Source organism: Bradyrhizobium sp. PMVTL-01, assembly GCF_051861855.1.
In the GTDB taxonomy this organism is placed as follows: Bacteria; Pseudomonadota; Alphaproteobacteria; order Rhizobiales; family Xanthobacteraceae; genus Bradyrhizobium.
The window spans coordinates 1,758,777-1,773,910 of record NZ_CP193982.1; the positions used below are offsets into that span (position 1 = coordinate 1,758,777).

The following is a 15,134-nucleotide window of genomic DNA, read 5'->3' on the forward strand; positions in this document are numbered from 1 at the left end:
AGAACATTCTGCGTCAATTTCGATATTATGCCGCCTATTTGGCTCGCCAATTCCGACTGATGCGGCTGGCACGGTTGTTGCTGCCGATGGGGTAAGGCCAGGTCAAGTGCAACCCTAGATGCAGAATCACCTTTCTGCCCGCAAGCCGCGGCTCCATTCCGAAAAGACCTAGAATTTTGCACATGTTCCCAAGGGCTGACGAATTAAATCGCGCTTCCGGGCATATCGGCGCCGTCAAACGTCCGTGCGTGATCAGGGTTGGCGGGTTTAGTGGACAATTGCATCGAGTGGCTGTGGGGCGCATGACAAGAATTCGGCCGAAATGGTCAAGCATCGGCCGCGAGAGAGACCGACATAATAGGAGTCTCGTCGATGAGTCGTGTCACCAATTCGCAGGCGAGTTCGCCGCCAAGCGCACAGGCTGCGTCCAGGCCAAGCACAAAGTGATCAATAGCAGGCCCCTCGTAATCCTGGCAGTACGGAACTCTCGACATATCGCAAAGGATCGGCACTGATGGTGGGTGCACCGTGAACGAAGGGGCAGAGCACTGCTCAGAGTCGAAAAACGAGCTTTCATCAGATGGCGAGTTCGTTCGGTACTGGAGCCGAGCTGCCGACCGGCTGCTGGCCGTTGCTGCTGTTGGGAGGCGAACCGAGGAGGCGATCAGAAGGACCGGGGTTGGTTTGCAGCTATCCTCCGAGAACTTTAGTGGTCACGACCTGTCAGATTTCCCGTTGCGGCGCTGTACCCTCAATCGTGCGCAGCTCTACGGAACAAAGTTGGATCGAGCAGATCTTTCTGGGGCGAACCTTATCTGTCCCGGGCTCGAGCGCGCAAGTTTCCTCGGGGCCAAGCTCGACTTTGCCTATATGCATGCGATAGCAGCGCAAGTCTGCAACTTCGATGACGCCAGTCTGCGCAATGTAATTGATGCAACCGGCAGCCTGTTCCACGGTTGCAGCATGAAAAGAACACGCTTCGACAACGCGATGCTCAGCGGGCTGCTCATTTACCAGTGCGACGCGAGTGATGCTGTATTTGACGGCGCCGAATTACAGGGTTCAACCATCAATGAATGCTTCCTTCCTTCCGCTTCCTTCCGGCTTGCCAAGCTAAACCAAGTCACCATCACGAAGGCACATCTGGCGAATTGCTCGTTTTTCCAGTCAAAGGGAGAGTGTTTATCGATCGTGCGTTCCACCTCCATCGATGGTCTTGTCTTGGAAGGCGCTCATCTTCCTTATCTGAGACTCTCAAAGGTGAGCGGGCGGATTCGGGCAAGAGCGCTGAGCGCTCCATTTGCTGATCTTCACCTGTCAAATCTTGCCAGGGCTGAGCTGGAGCAGGCAGACTTGACCGAGGCGCGGCTTCTGTCCGTAAGCCTTTCCGACGCGAACCTCGCCGGTGCTGTGTTGAATGGTGCATCTATTCATTCCTGTCAGCTGGACGGAGCGGACCTATCTCGGGCATCAGGCGAAAGCATTTCCATAACAGAGAGCACAATGCGCGCCGCCAAATTCACCGGTTTTCGCGGCCGCTGCGCCTTTGTGCGCGACTGCGATCTCGAACATGCGGACTTATCCCAAGCTTACCTCTACAGGTCGATGATCACCGGTGATCCGCCGCAATCAATGGCATTGAATCGCGCAAATCTCGAGGGATCAAATCTCGTTCAGGCATATCTCGCCGCGGATATGACGGACAGCAACCTGGAGGCAACGCGGGCCGCATACGTTCGCATGAACCAATCGTCCCTGCGCGATGCGAACCTGAGTGGGATATCGCCGTTCCAGGCCAGCTTCGTAAAGGTCGACTTTTCGGGCGCTAAGATAACCACTTTCGAGCCACCGTTTTTTGTCGACCGTTGTCGGGGACTGCCCGCAGCTCTGGAGGGGGATCAGCCGCGCGAGCCATCAACCTATCTGGCTGAATTCTCATCGTTGATCAAACGTGGGCGAGAAGGCTCAACCTGACTGCTTCGAAAACTGCAAAATAGAAGTGGCTACAGTGCCCGTGAGCTTAGAACAGGTTCGTGCGGTGGTCGACGTGAAAGGTCTTTGGAGCTCGTCGGCACGCGCGGCCCCGCGAGAGGCCGGGCGGCGCACCTTCGGCGATCCGAGCGCTCCACTCTTGTTGGCGTTCAAATAAACTGGAGTAAGAAAATGCACCTGGCTGGTCTATCCGCAGGCAAGGCGTTTATCCGGGAGGTCGCAAGAACAGGTCAGACTATTGGGACGGTGCACACACTTGGCGCCCTGCATCTTGGGCATGCAGAACTGATCAGAAGAGCGGCATTGGAGAATGATGTCGCGATTGTCACAGTGTACCCGAACAAGATCCAGCTTATACCAGGTGGGGGTTACGATTTCAATTTGGACGATGATATTGGACTTGCCCTACGTTCAGGAGCAACTGCCGTGATTTCCTCGAACGATAACGAAATGTTCCCGACTGGCTATCGAACGTTTATATCGCAAGGTGACTGTCATTTGCGTCTAGGGGGGCCCGAGGCGTATTTGAAGGAAGCCGTTACTGGGGCAATCCGCTGGATCTGCTATGCGCGGCCAACTCGCAGCTACTTCGGCCTGAAAGATATCGGTCAGGCAATCATGGTGAAGCGCGCTGCGGCAGACCTCCTTCTCGATTGCGAGATAAGGTTTGTGCCCACCGTTAGATACAAGAACGGAGTTCCCGTTTCGTCGCGCTTGAGGCGATTTAGCCGCTCGGAGCTTGATGAGCTGTCGTGTCTCTCCAAGTCACTCAACCATTTAAGAGAGGAGATCGCCCGAGGAGCATCTAGCGTCAAGGATCTGGTAGCGTCGGCGAAATCTCGGGTCAAGTTCCGACGGTTTAAACTCGATTTTGTTCGAATTGTCGGCGCTGATAACTTCGAAGATTTAGAGCAGGTCAAGCTCCCTCTCATAATTTTTGGAGGGGCAGTGGCTCGTGGCGTCAGGATTTTCGATAATATCTACGTTCCAGATCAGGATACACTCCAAAACGGTGCTCCGGATCTTTGGATCGATCTGCCTGAGCGGTCCTAGCCAGACCGCTGTTGATAGCATGATCTTCATAAAACGAGTGCGCTATTTAACCAGTGCTGGCAGCTCTCAATGATCCATTGAGTAGAGAGTCCGAAAGTCAATGCAATTTCTACTGCCCCACATGGTAGGGCCAGGCCAGCTGACTGTGAGGTAATCTGGTCGAGAAGCCCGTCGCAGCCAAGCGCCGCGGCAGCTCGAAGCTGAGGCGCCCCTAGGCCGTAAGCTCTCGAGAGCAGAATCTGCAGAGATGATCAATGACCAGGCGATTGGAAGATTATAGGGCCGACGATACGTGTGTTATCCCGCTCAGCAATCTGGATGTAAGTGAGAGCAAGCGCTTTCAGGACGACAGCATATGGGCTTGCTTCGAGCGGTTGCGAAAGGAAGATCCCGTTCACTACTGTCAAAACAGCACTCATGGTCCATATTGGTCCGTAACGAAATATCGGGATATCGTAGCGGTAGATACAAACCACCACGCGTTCTCGTCAGAGCAAGGTGTCACTATTTTCGACGTGCCTGGTGAGCACTGGACCCAGAGTTTCATCAAAATGGGACCTCCCAAGCACGCCGAGCAGCGCAATACCGTGAGCCCGATCGTCGGACCGGAAAGCCTGACGAAACTCGAAACCCTGATCCGCTCTCGTGTTAGGTCAATTCTCGATGGGCTGCCTCGTAATGAAGATTTTAATTGGGTGAACAAGGTTTCCATAGAGTTGACGACGCAAACGCTCGCCACCCTGTTCGACTTCCCATTCGAGGATCGGCGACTCCTGACCTATTGGTCAGACGTAGCTGTTACCGCTCCTAAAGCAGGCCACGCGATCGACAGCTGGGACAAGCGAAGCACCATCTTGTCCGAGTGCCTGGACTATTTCACGGGGCTTTGGAACGAGCGCATCAATGCCGAGCCGCGCCTCGACCTGATCTCCTTGATGGCGCATTCGCCCGCCACACGCCATATGGAGCCAAGTGAGTTTCTCGGCAACCTAATTTTGCTAATCGTTGGAGGCAACGATACCACACGCAACTCGATTACCGGCGGCCTCCTGTTCGTAAACCAGTACCCCTCCGAATTGCGAAAGCTGACTGACAATCCCAAGCTGGTCTCGAGCGCTGTGTCCGAGATCATTCGATACCAGACGCCGATCGCACATATGCGCCGCACTGCCGCGATCGACAGTGTCGTAGGGGGGAAGCAGATCAGGAAAGGCGACAAGGTCGTTATGTGGTACATCTCCGGCAATAGAGACGAAGAGATCATTGAGAACGCCAACAGTTTCGTGATCGACCGCAAGAATGTGAGGCAGCACCTCTCGTTCGGATTCGGAATCCATCGCTGCCTTGGTCGACACCTTGCGGAACTGCAGTTGAGAGTCCTCTGGGAAGAGATTTTGCAGGCGGGATTCGAGATCCAGGTTGTCGGCGAACCAGAGCGAATTGCATCTAACTTCGTGCACGGCTATTCCGTTCTGCCCGTGCGGATTGAAGCCTAAACCCTGATTGTGCCAGTCTCGGCGCCGGCGCGCGGCGGGTGGATTGAACTATCTCGGCTTCTGCAAGCTGCGCAGATGGCTCGATCGACGCCAAACAATTGCTGCATGTCGGCGGCTACTCATCAACCAGGCAGACGTTTGAAGTGCCTGTGACAAGCGATACGTCAGGCGAGCGTCTCGACCTGCAAACGCCTGAGATGCCGAAAAGGGCTCCGATGCCGCATCACCGCATGTTGGGACGCGTGTTGCGAGCGCTCTCTGCCGATCAACATATGCTGGCCATTTCTGCTTGGCCAAAAAATCGCCGTTAAGGAGGCGGGCGCTCGCCTGGCTGCTCTCTAGCGTTTGGGATGACTTGGCCCAGTTCGCGTGCACAGAGCCACGGCATTGGGCCGGACTATCTCGCGGCAGGCACGTCGGGCCCCGGTCTCGTCTTAGCGGACACCGGGGCAGTGATGCGGTCAGCAACACAGGAGCTGCGATGGAGATGGAACACAAGGCCACATCTTCTTTCTTGCGCATGCGGATGAATGCTCTTGGTCAGCTAGTCGTCAGCGAGGCGGTCTATCCAGACGGGCTGCACTTTCGATTATTTGGAGATGATGTATGGCAGGCGTTGGCCGAGCTGATCGATCACGGGTTGAGCCCGCCGAGGTCGACAGGACTGGGGAATTGGGCCGTTCGAGCCCGGAACCTGGTCTCTTCCCTCGGGAACGTGGTCAATCCTTCGATGCTGTCCTGGAGCGGATGCGCTCTGCGGCGCTTGCGAGCCCGCCACCCACTTCGGATGTAGCGGCCCCAACGCGGCACGACTTCGAGGCAGCAGAGCGAAAATTGAGCAGCCTGGTTGGGGAGCTTGAAGCTTGCCGTCGAGCGGCCACGCACGCCCGAAACTTGCCCGAGAGGCAAGATCTGATGGATCAAGTCATCAAAGCAGGCTCAACACTTCTGGAATACTACGCGAATCTGCCCCCTGATCTGGCGCGCGGCATTCTGCCAGACGATCAGGCTCGCCGGCTCCGCGATGACACTGTCATGGAAGCTGACGAATGTAATAAAGTGGCGACCTGGATTATCTACGAGCTGGAGGAGAGCAGAAAGAAAGCACAAGGCGTGCTTGACGGGCTCAAAGACGTCGCTTCGCCCGACCAGCTAAGCCGCCTGTTTGCAAGCGTTGCGAACCACTATGTAGCGTGCATGGAGTGGTGGGGAAAGAAGGCGTTGCGCTTCGAGCGGACGCAGTCCGTCTGTGCCGCTACCGCCCACTTGCCAAGCAGCACGCCCGACATGCGCAACGCCGAAGATGCCGCACTGAGGCATCATACGGGCTGGGCGCTCTACACGAAGTGCATGTATCTGCAATCGCGGATCGCTCTCACGAAAGTCTTAGTCAACTCGCAAGCGAGGACGTTCGAACCAGCCGTACGCGACGCGCTCATAGACGAAAGCGGGCGTCTGCGGCTGCTTCGGACCTTCATCCAAGATGTTGTCCCTGCATTCCTTTCGACGTCCGGAGCCGTTCTGAACGGCGATGGAGCGGCGCTCGACGCGGAGCACCGCGCCGTTCTGGAAGGAGTGATGGAACGGCTTTCGGAGTTTGCATCGCAACTGAGCGGCATGCTTGACAGTCTGAGCGAAGCTGGAACGGCAGCTGACCTTCCGTTGCAGTTGCTGGACGAGATCGTGGAAGGTGCGTGGGTGACGGCGAACGAAGTCATGCGGCTGCTGGCATTGCAGCCAAAGATGGAAGCCGCGATTGAACCGCCGGCTTGGGCTGCGATGCCAGAGAATACTGTCCCGGCCGGCGAAGGCACTCCGGCGCGCAGAAAGGGCAAAGCAAGGCGCGCAGCAGCCGCAGGGGAGGGGAGTTCGACGGCCAGGCCACCCGCGCCGCAACTCGCTAGGCCCGATGCCGCCGGGCCCCCAAGGGGCAAGATCATCGTGCTCTCGGATCTCGGCACAAAGAAACTCGCCACGGCCGACGAGGCACGCGCGTCATCCTCTGCAGCCGATCACGTCCAGATGTGGCAGGCGCCGCCCTCCAGGAAAGCACTGCCGGGATTACTTGCGCGATTGGACGAGCTGCTGCAGTTCGATCTGCCTGCTCAGCAAAGCGCCGCCTCGCAAGCCCGGCAAATGAAGCCCGAGGACGCCGAACACGTCTTGGATGTCGTCATCAAACGCTTGCAGACGCAGTCCTCCGAGATTGAGGCCTGTGTAGCCGCGCTGGAGGAGCCTGGCCGACGGGGTCTGCTCACGGCTGCGCAACTGCCCGAAGTGCACGAAAAAATAATCCGGCTCAAAAGGATGTTGTCCGAGGTTCAGGGACAGGCAAACTCATTGAACGCCCGAAAGGCAGCAATCGCGAGCGATTGCATGAAGACCTATGCGTTTCCATCGCAAAAATACCTAGAACAGTTGCGGGAAGCGGGGGATCTGGCGTCAGTGGATCCACCGCGCGCCTTGAAGGGAGAGCCAGGGACGCTGTTCGAAATTAAGCTGCAGCCCAAGGCGCTGCGAAATGGTGCGATGCCAAGGCCGATGTGGGTGCACATCCATACCAAGCACCCGGTACATGCCTGGCAACTGGCAACGCTCGGCAATCGCGAATTCGCCGCTTGCCATGTGAAGTCCGACGAACAGCGCGGCTACAATCAACACTGGCAGAGCGCTCGAGCCGCCGAGGGACACGACAACGTCGTGATCCACCGGGGCAAGCTCACTCCTGCGTTCTGTAAGTCCTTGTTGAGCACCGCCGCTGGCCAGCCGTGGCAGCCCCTTCCGGATCCTGAGCACGCTTCAGCGCAGATGGCTCGCCTGGCAATCCAATGAGCTGGTCGTCTTGCGGTGGTGAGCCGTTCGATGGCAGCGTTCGTGTCTCCAGATCGGATCGGCGGACTGCCTGAGCACCGCCGCATCGGCGGAAGAGCAGGCTCCGTCGCCCGATCAGCTTTGGGGACTTGAGTGATGGCACGAGCTCACGACCGCAATCCGTATGCGGATCTGACCTATCTCTTACGGCTCGATGCCGTGCGCCCTAAGCACCCGGTGCATCACCTCGCTTTTGATCTCGCGGGCGATCTCGTTGACGATTTGAGGTCCGATTATCCGCTCGGCGTCGGCATCGCCCGCAAGACCCGCTTCGGCGAGCCGTTGGTTCAGCCGAATTTGAAACTCCTCGCCCATCGCATCGATGAGCCGATCGTCCATTGCTGCGTGCTCTTCGGGGGCAATGCGCCTCAGCACCGTTTCCCAAGGTTGCCAGCGCGTCGCTAGATAGTCCGCAAAACCTATCGTTTCCTGCTGCCGCACCGTTACCATCGCCCTCTCAACGTCGTCGCGGGTGACGCCAGAGACGGTCAAAAAGCGCATGTCGGGGGCGACGTGTAGCAGCTGCAGTGGATCGCGCGATTGCGTCTGGTAGGCGAGATAGACTTCGGTCTCGTCGACCGGCCTGGAGTGACGAAGGACATTGACCGTCTGGCGCGCTATTCCGTCCGGCGCCTCCAAGCGGAACATGACGCGGCATGCTGGAGCAACTCGGCGAGCCGATCGTCGTACAGGCCGTCCTCGATGTCTGCGTTCAGACGTTGCGGTCTGCATCCCGTTCCAGGCCAAAGTGATCCGATCCTGACAGCTCGCGCATGCATCGGAGGCCAACTGGAAAAACAACTCGCGCAGTCGAGGCCTCGCCGATGCCTGCCGCAGATCCTCGACCAGGGCCTGCCGGAATTCGCTATTGCCGTAGTTCACGGTGCGGGCAAGCCGGTCGAGGAAACGAACGTAGTCCTGCACACCAGGCTCGTCGGCGAAGCTTTGCCATGTTGCGATCATGGCTAGATCCTGCCCAAACCAGTCTGCGACAACCTCGTGCAGCGGCCGGGGCGTAGGTTCCATTGCGTCTTCGCTCAACGAGAAAAGGATTCGCGGGCCGGCATAGTCCGCAGCACTCCTTGCTCTCAATAGATTGCTCTGAACCAGCTATCGCAGCGGATTGTCCGTCAAATCGATGGCCGCATCGCTAGCTAGCTGCAGCAGGCTCGCCGGTACGTCCGTCAGCCGATTATTGCTAACATCAAGTACTTCGAGGGGAGCGGGGAGTTCCGGCAGCCGGACCAGTTGATTGCGGCTGGCCGCTAACAATTCGATCGCCGACGGGAGCGGCTCAGGCAGTTCGGTCAGCTGATTGTAGTCGAGAACCAGGCTTTCAATGCTGGCTGTAAGATCGGGCAGGCTGGTAAGCTGGTTGCTTGGCGCGACAAGATCCCGGAGCGTTGCCGGAAGCGCCGGCAGACTGGCTAGTTGATTGCCACCGGCGTCCAGGTTCTGAAGCCCGGCTGGAAGGTCAGGCAAGCTGGTCAGCTGCTTACTTGCAGCATGGAGCTCCTCAAGCGTTGCTGGAAGAGCGGGCAGACTGGTCAATTGATTATTATCGACGACCAGGCTCCGCAGCCCCACTGGAAGGTCAGGCAAGCTGGTCAAGTGGTTGCTTGCAGCGTAGAACTCCTCAAGCGTTGTTGGAAGAGCCGGGCAGACTGGTCAATTGATTATTCTCGGCGATCAAGCTCCGCAGCCCGGCTGGAAGCGCAGGCAAGCTGGTCAGGTGGTTGCTGTAAGCGCTGAGTTCCCGAAGGGTTGCCGGAAGGGCGGGCAGACTAGTCAGTGAATTTTCGCCGACGATCAGGGACCGGAGCCGGGATGGCAGGTCGGCCGGCAGGCTGGTCAGCAGATTGCGCGCTGCATTGAGCACGCGGAGCCCGTCAGGAAGTACGGGCAAACTCGCCAATTGATTGTCTCTCGCGTCAAAGACCTGAAGCTCGGGCGGGAGGGCGGCGGGCAATGCGGTCAGGGAGAGGGGGAGAGATTTAGCGCCGCACTACCATTTTCCGGCAAAACTCTCGTTTGAGTAATGGCGGTTTGGCGGTTCTCGTCTTCGTCCTGCCCCTCATCAGCCGTCCGCGCGTCCACAATGTGGTCCTGCGGCCCTGCCGCAGTGGGAGCGGACGGCCGCGCGTCCGTCAAAGCCTCGTCCCAATGCGCCGCAACGGGAGTGCCGGGTTCTGAGGCCTCGGATTGGGACGCTTCGGAGCCGGAAACTGAGAAAAAGCCGTCACCGTCAAGCTGCGTCCGATCTGTATTCATTGTTGTCGCATCCCATGGCAAAACGAAACAAATGCGCTGGAGCGCCGCTGCCGCAGAGCCCGTCTCTCATCGTGGCGACCATCCATCGAGAAGGCGAAGCGGCCGATCATGGAGCGCGGCCCAACTTGGAAGGGCCGAACACGCTGGCTGATCCGGCGCACCAAATATCGCGAGATGCCCGCACCAATCTGATTGTCGAAAGACTCGCTATCTTGAGGGGGGGCGGGCTGCTCCTCTTCCAGATTGAGCTGATCAGGTCGAGCCTCTTGTCTGGTTCGAGCTGTTGTCAACCTAGGACACTGAGCTGTCGAGAAGCCGACTAGTCTCATCGCTAGAGAAAGTCCGGGCCCTTGCAGCTGTGCTAGACGCCTGCTGTCAACGGCTGAGATGAGTTCAGCCGAGATGCGGTCATTGTCACCCTCGCCTCTTCGCTCCTCGGCTGACTAGTCTTACAGGATCGGGAAAGGGCCTGGGTCGACGCACCGCGGCCGATGGCACGTTCTGGCCCGGAATGTAGTCGCGCTCGGTGCCTAGCATGCCGCCGGGGTCGACTGCGTCGTAGCCTTGCGTGTGGCCTGCAGCGCAGCCGAACAAACGAATGAGTAAGCGGTTGTCGCGGTCCTCTCACTCGGTGATGAACAATCGCGCGACCAATTGTAACGCAAGTGCGTTCGGGCGCATGTGTCGACACGATGTAACCGACTGACGCTGGATCCGGACGATACGAGTCAGATTCAACAACACTCCTTGTCGGGTGCTCCGAGAAATGCATCGACCGAGGCCGTTCGAGCCTTCGACCATAAAACAGATTTTCAGGCTCCGAGCGGGTGGACAGAGCGATACTGTGATTACCCGAACTTATCCATTCGGTCGATAGATCTGATCAAGAAAATCAATTTTACCGCTTGCAGCCTCGTCATATAGACCGTCACGAGGGCTGGGCTAACTTAGGGAAGGTTTCTCAAATGAAAAAGTCTGTTTTGGTGACGGCGAGCGCCCTCGCGCTTGCAACCGCGGCGGTACCTCCTTTTGCTGCGGAAGTTGTCGCGCAACCGCTCACCGCCAGCATGCAGGTAGCCGATACATCATATCCTGAGTGCGCCGATGACCCGTTGAATGGTATCTGCGATCTGTTTTTTTGTTTGACCGATCCCTCGTGCGTCGTGCACTGACGGGAAAACAATCAAGCAGAAAATGAGGATCGGGCCTCGTCGCGGCCGCTGCTCTCTCAGCGGCCGCATCCTTATGCCGTGCGGTTACGCTGGCGGATCGTGCAAGCCGCGTCTTCTTGTTCTCTAAGGATAATCACCGGCTGGCGACGACCGCCAATCGAGCAACTGCCGCATCGGCGAACGTTCGGTAAGGGGGAAAAAGTCGTTTCAGAGCGCGACGCTGCCGTTCCGGCAGGAGCTCCTGCTCGATGTCAAACTGGTCCAATTTTCAGGATAGATTGCCCTTCGTGCTACGCCCCTTAGCGTCTTCCTGCTCGATGTTTCGCATTTCGGACGTTATAGATGTCATCCTACCCTGTTCGGCTACGCCTAGGGCTGCGGTCGTGGCGTTACGGACGTTCGTCTATGGCTGGGCACAAAATTCAGTGGCGCCGTCTCCGGCCTCATCAGCATCGCAAAGAGGCCGGCCGCGCTAGCGAAAAGTATGTACCAAGCGGGCGCGAGTGCGCTCCCGGTAACATAGATCAGCCAAGTGACGGCCAGTTGAGCTGTGCCTCCGAAAATAGCAATCGCAAAAGCGTAGATCGTCGCGAAGGCGCCACCACGAATATTCCTGGGCAAACTTTCGGCCATGCTCACGTACAAGGCGCTATACGGAATCGTTGCGATCAGGGTGAGCGCGCCGAGACCTCCTAGAAGTGCAAGGGCACTGCGGCTCTCCGCAATCCACAAGAATACTGGATAGGTCATCAGCAATGCAGTGGCCTGCGGCCATATCATGATGCGCGGACGGCCTGCGCGGTCCGCGAGCAGGCCGCCCAGCAGCGCTGCGGCAATGCCTGCCATGTTGCTGATGAGCGTGGCGCCGAAGGCGAGAGGTGCCGAAACGTGGAGGGTGGTCAACGCGTAGGTGGTCATATATCCGGTAACATAAGTAGTGATCGTGCAGCTGGCCAGGATGACAAATCCCAAGCTCATGATGCGGCGAGCGGCAGGCGGTCGCCTTACAGGCTGGGCGACCAGAAGCGGGGCCTCCGGGCGGTGCAACGTCTCGAGTAGGACGCTCCGCAACCAGAGTCCGAACGGCAACGTAGCGGCGCCGAGCAATAGCGCGATCCGCCATCCGTACGCATTGAGCGCCTCACTTGTCATGGTGAGCGAGAGAATTTCTCCAACCAACGCTCCAGCCGTCGCAGCAACCTGTTGGCTCGCGGGCTGAAAGGAGACCGCCAGACCGCGGGCTTCCACCGGGGCCGCTTCCATCAATTAGGCTGTCGTTGAACCGACTTCACCTCCGAGAGCAAAGCCCTGCAGCAAGCGTGCGAAGATGGGTAGCAACGGAGCGGCAAGTCCTATTGTCTCGTACGATGGCCTGATAGCCAATAACAGGACCGCGGCGCTCATCATGGCAAAGCTGACGGTCATCGCGGGCCGGCGGCCAGCCCGATCCGAATACGAGCCGAGCACGATGGCCCCGATCGGGCTGGTCACAAAGCCCAAGCCGAAGGTTCCGAGTGACAGCATGAGGCTGGCGAATTGGTTGGTTGCCGGGAAGAACGCCTGACCGATCTGTATTGCAAAAAAGCTATAGGTGCCGAAGTCGTAGAATTCGAGAATATTGCCCACGGTTGCGCCCAACACCGCGCGGCCCGTCAAGCGTTCCTCCCGGACCGCGGACCGGCTCCAGCCTCTCTCGAGTAAATTGCCTCGCCATCTTCGCCCCAATGTGGAGCGCGATCCCGGCTCCAACATTCCGACCAGACAGGTCGCGCAAAGTTGCTTTCCACTTGCCCGAACGCGTCCCTCACGGCCATTGCGCCTCCCGAAATGTAGGCTGGAGCGCGTCACGACGAACCTCACGGTGGCGTCTGCAATAAAAATGCCTGCCTTCCGCGGCCCATTTAACCCTTGATCTGATCGCTGGCCTTGCCGGCGAGACAAACATGAGAACCTGTTGCAGTTATCGGTCGCCGCAGACATTGCGCTGCTGCGGCGAGTTTGTGACAAAATTGGCTGGCGCCGAACACGATCGACGACAACTCAAGCCATCTCAGCGTCGCCTGGTTGCGTCGGCTCCTTACGGATCCAGTGGGCTACGTCTTCATCGCCCAGACGCTTGCCGCCAATCAGCGCGCCTGCGGCGGTCTCGCGCGCGAGCAAGATCACGATTCATCGGTGCTCCACCCTTCCGTCGCGGCCGGCTCGCCAGCGAGCGGGCGAACCGCCCGCTCACGGGCCGCTCGCGTCTGGCGACCATCAAGACCCAGGTCGTCCGTCATAGGGTGCGTTCGGCGCCGCTCGCCGTGCATCTTGGCTGTTCCTGCGCGAGCGCGTCACCCGGGACGGGCAGAAGGCCCGGCTATTCGGCCCCGACACCGAGGATGCCGACCTCAAGTCGTTAGGTGAGCGCGAATGTCAGGGCCCTACATCTTGGTGAACCACTTGCGGAGCCGTTAAGTCAAACCAGTGACGCTACACGGGCGAGCAAGAAGACGGCCCTACGTTTCTATGCCAACGGCAGCTTAAAGGGAGCGGACATTTCAGCGGCGACTTAGGCACGTGCACGAACTACGACGATTTTCCTTTAAGGACGCGGGTGAGTTCTCATGCTAACGCGCCGACACGAGCCCAACTGCCTGACGGAGAGCGTCAATAACGGCCGGGACAAAGTTTGCCATTCGCGTTGCCTCAGAGGATGTAACGTTCCGCTTGGTCGATGTAGCTCCGGCTATCAGCCGAGGCCACATCATGCGTCAGGATCGGAGGCACGGGGGACGTTGCGGAGTGCCCATTAGACGTCGCGGCAAACGCAGTCCCGCGGCACCGCCGCACCTTTGATCGATGCGCGGGATGATCGTCTCGGCTGCTTTGCGTCTGAGCAATTTCGTTCTTCATCTAACGATGGTGAAGAGTTCGCTCCGCGCTTGCCGGACTCTTCCGTAAGCACACTCTCGTGTCTTCTCTCGGCGGCGCGGCTATCACCGTCATTCTGGTTAGCGGCTCGAGCGTCGGCTCGGAAGTGTAAGCCGGAACGACTGGTGGCCGGCAGAGATCGAAAGACACATGGCCGGTCCAAAACTGGGGCTGGCTGCGGTCCGCATCGCTTGGACCTCCGAACCAGCCTTAGCGCCAGGTGAACGCGGGGCACGGCGCAGACCTGCGCGCCGACTGCGAGGTCAGGTGGAATGAAACTTGGCTCGGAGATGAGCGCATCAGACGTGGAAGATGCGGCCGCGGGTTTGTCTTCTTCGATCTCTGTCAGCTTCTCGAAAGCCGGCCTCTTTATTACTCGAACTTGGTCTCGATGACGAAGCCGCCCATGTCTGAGTTCGCGACGAACGTCAGCTCATTCCCTGGGGGATCTTCAAGAGGCCTTTGTTCTCATAACAGTAAGGAGAGCTTCATGGATCCGAACTCGATAAATAATGCCCGTTCACCAGAATCACCGACGGCGCACGTCTGGACACAGGAAGATCATGATTTGTTCAGTCAGATCATGAATGAAGCTGGACCATCATCATCTGCCGCACGTGAGGAAGCGGTAGATGTCTCGTTCGCCGCTCCCCAGAGATTTTCACACGGCTCGCAAATCGCCCCTGATTCGATGGTCGACAGGTTGTTTCACCGGGGTCTGTTGCCGGACTCTGACCAGCCGACGATGACCTATGAAATCAGAGGTCACCGCTACACGGCCGGTTTGGATGAGTCCAACCGTGTTCTTCTTGTTCATAACCCAGCGGACGACCAGGTCGTTAGGGCCGGCCAGGCGGGCGTACCGGACTTCGGAGCCTTCTTCATGGAAAACCGGCGCTACGGAACGCCGCTACCACAGCAATGGGCCTCAACTGCCCTCATGGACAAGCTGCGCGAAGAAGGTTTCATGCCGACCGCTAATCACCCTACAAGAATTCTGCTTGACGGACGGGCCTACGAAGCCGAGCTAGCCGACGGAGGGTTCGTTAAGCTTACCCGGGTATGAGACGCAACCCGACGGTGAACCGATCGCGCCGGACTGGAGCCCTGCGATCGCTTCGGTTGCCCTTATCTGGATAGACAATTCACTGCTTAGCGGTGGATTGTTCGCGCCGCCAGTGGGTACGCATCATCGGACCCACTGGTAGGCCACGAGATGCGCCGTCATCCTGACATTCGTCTGCCCGGTGCTGACCTATCATCTGGCCTGTGTTTCCTCCATTGCCTCACCCGAGGATGTTACTTTCGCTTGACCGATGTACCTCCGGCTGTCCGCCAGTCCGACGTTGCGCCATCGCGCGCAGGA

Annotated in this window: 9 protein-coding genes and 1 pseudogene; 6 read left to right on the plus strand and 4 right to left on the minus strand. The window is 58.4% G+C overall.

The features are described from left to right. Positions 1-528 precede the first annotated feature (528 nt). The 4 genes from ACRQ5Q_RS08195 (at position 529) to ACRQ5Q_RS08210 (ending at position 7,373) form a co-directional block, all read left to right on the plus strand. Entirely contained in the window at positions 529-1,974 is a 1,446-nt protein-coding gene (locus ACRQ5Q_RS08195) for a pentapeptide repeat-containing protein (protein ID WP_439396984.1), read from the plus strand. A gap of 189 nt (positions 1,975-2,163) precedes the next feature. Then, positions 2,164-3,045 carry a pantoate--beta-alanine ligase gene (locus ACRQ5Q_RS08200; RefSeq protein WP_439396986.1) on the plus strand — a complete coding sequence of 294 codons (882 nt, stop codon included), beginning with the start codon at positions 2,164-2,166 and terminating at the stop codon, positions 3,043-3,045. A 254-nt stretch (positions 3,046-3,299) separates the two neighbouring features. Continuing rightward, positions 3,300-4,541 carry a cytochrome P450 gene (locus ACRQ5Q_RS08205; RefSeq protein ID WP_439396988.1) on the plus strand — a complete coding sequence of 414 codons (1,242 nt, stop codon included), beginning with the start codon at positions 3,300-3,302 and terminating at the stop codon, positions 4,539-4,541. 606 nt (positions 4,542-5,147) lie between these two features. After that, positions 5,148-7,373 (plus strand): hypothetical protein, encoded by a 2,226-nt coding sequence (locus tag ACRQ5Q_RS08210; RefSeq protein WP_439396990.1) that lies wholly within the window; start codon positions 5,148-5,150, stop codon positions 7,371-7,373. Between the two features lie 183 nt (positions 7,374-7,556). Here the strand turns inward: ACRQ5Q_RS08210 and ACRQ5Q_RS08215 are convergent, their stop codons facing one another. The 3 genes from ACRQ5Q_RS08215 to ACRQ5Q_RS08225 form a co-directional block, all read right to left on the minus strand. Next, on the minus strand, positions 7,557-8,375 hold the full coding sequence (locus tag ACRQ5Q_RS08215) for an NEL-type E3 ubiquitin ligase domain-containing protein (RefSeq protein ID WP_439396991.1): 819 nt from the start codon (positions 8,373-8,375) through the stop codon (positions 7,557-7,559). A 147-nt stretch (positions 8,376-8,522) separates the two neighbouring features. Continuing rightward, positions 8,523-9,023, minus strand: a complete 501-nt coding sequence (locus ACRQ5Q_RS08220; RefSeq protein WP_439396993.1) for a hypothetical protein — start codon at positions 9,021-9,023, stop codon at positions 8,523-8,525. A gap of 25 nt (positions 9,024-9,048) precedes the next feature. Beyond that, complete coding sequence (locus ACRQ5Q_RS08225; protein WP_439396995.1) at positions 9,049-9,327, minus strand: hypothetical protein; 279 nt, start codon at positions 9,325-9,327, stop codon at positions 9,049-9,051. Positions 9,328-10,648: 1,321 nt separating this feature from the next. Here ACRQ5Q_RS08225 and ACRQ5Q_RS08230 point away from each other — a divergent pair. Beyond that, the gene (locus tag ACRQ5Q_RS08230) at positions 10,649-10,855 is read left to right on the plus strand and encodes a hypothetical protein (protein WP_439396997.1); all 207 of its coding nucleotides are present in this window, start codon (positions 10,649-10,651) and stop codon (positions 10,853-10,855) included. 369 nt (positions 10,856-11,224) lie between these two features. Here ACRQ5Q_RS08230 and ACRQ5Q_RS08235 read toward each other — a convergent pair. After that, positions 11,225-12,569, minus strand: a pseudogene (locus tag ACRQ5Q_RS08235) (MFS transporter). A 1,689-nt stretch (positions 12,570-14,258) separates the two neighbouring features. Between ACRQ5Q_RS08235 and ACRQ5Q_RS08240 the strand changes: the two are divergent. Then, positions 14,259-14,834, plus strand: a complete 576-nt coding sequence (locus ACRQ5Q_RS08240) for a hypothetical protein (protein ID WP_439396998.1) — start codon at positions 14,259-14,261, stop codon at positions 14,832-14,834. Positions 14,835-15,134 lie beyond the last annotated feature (300 nt).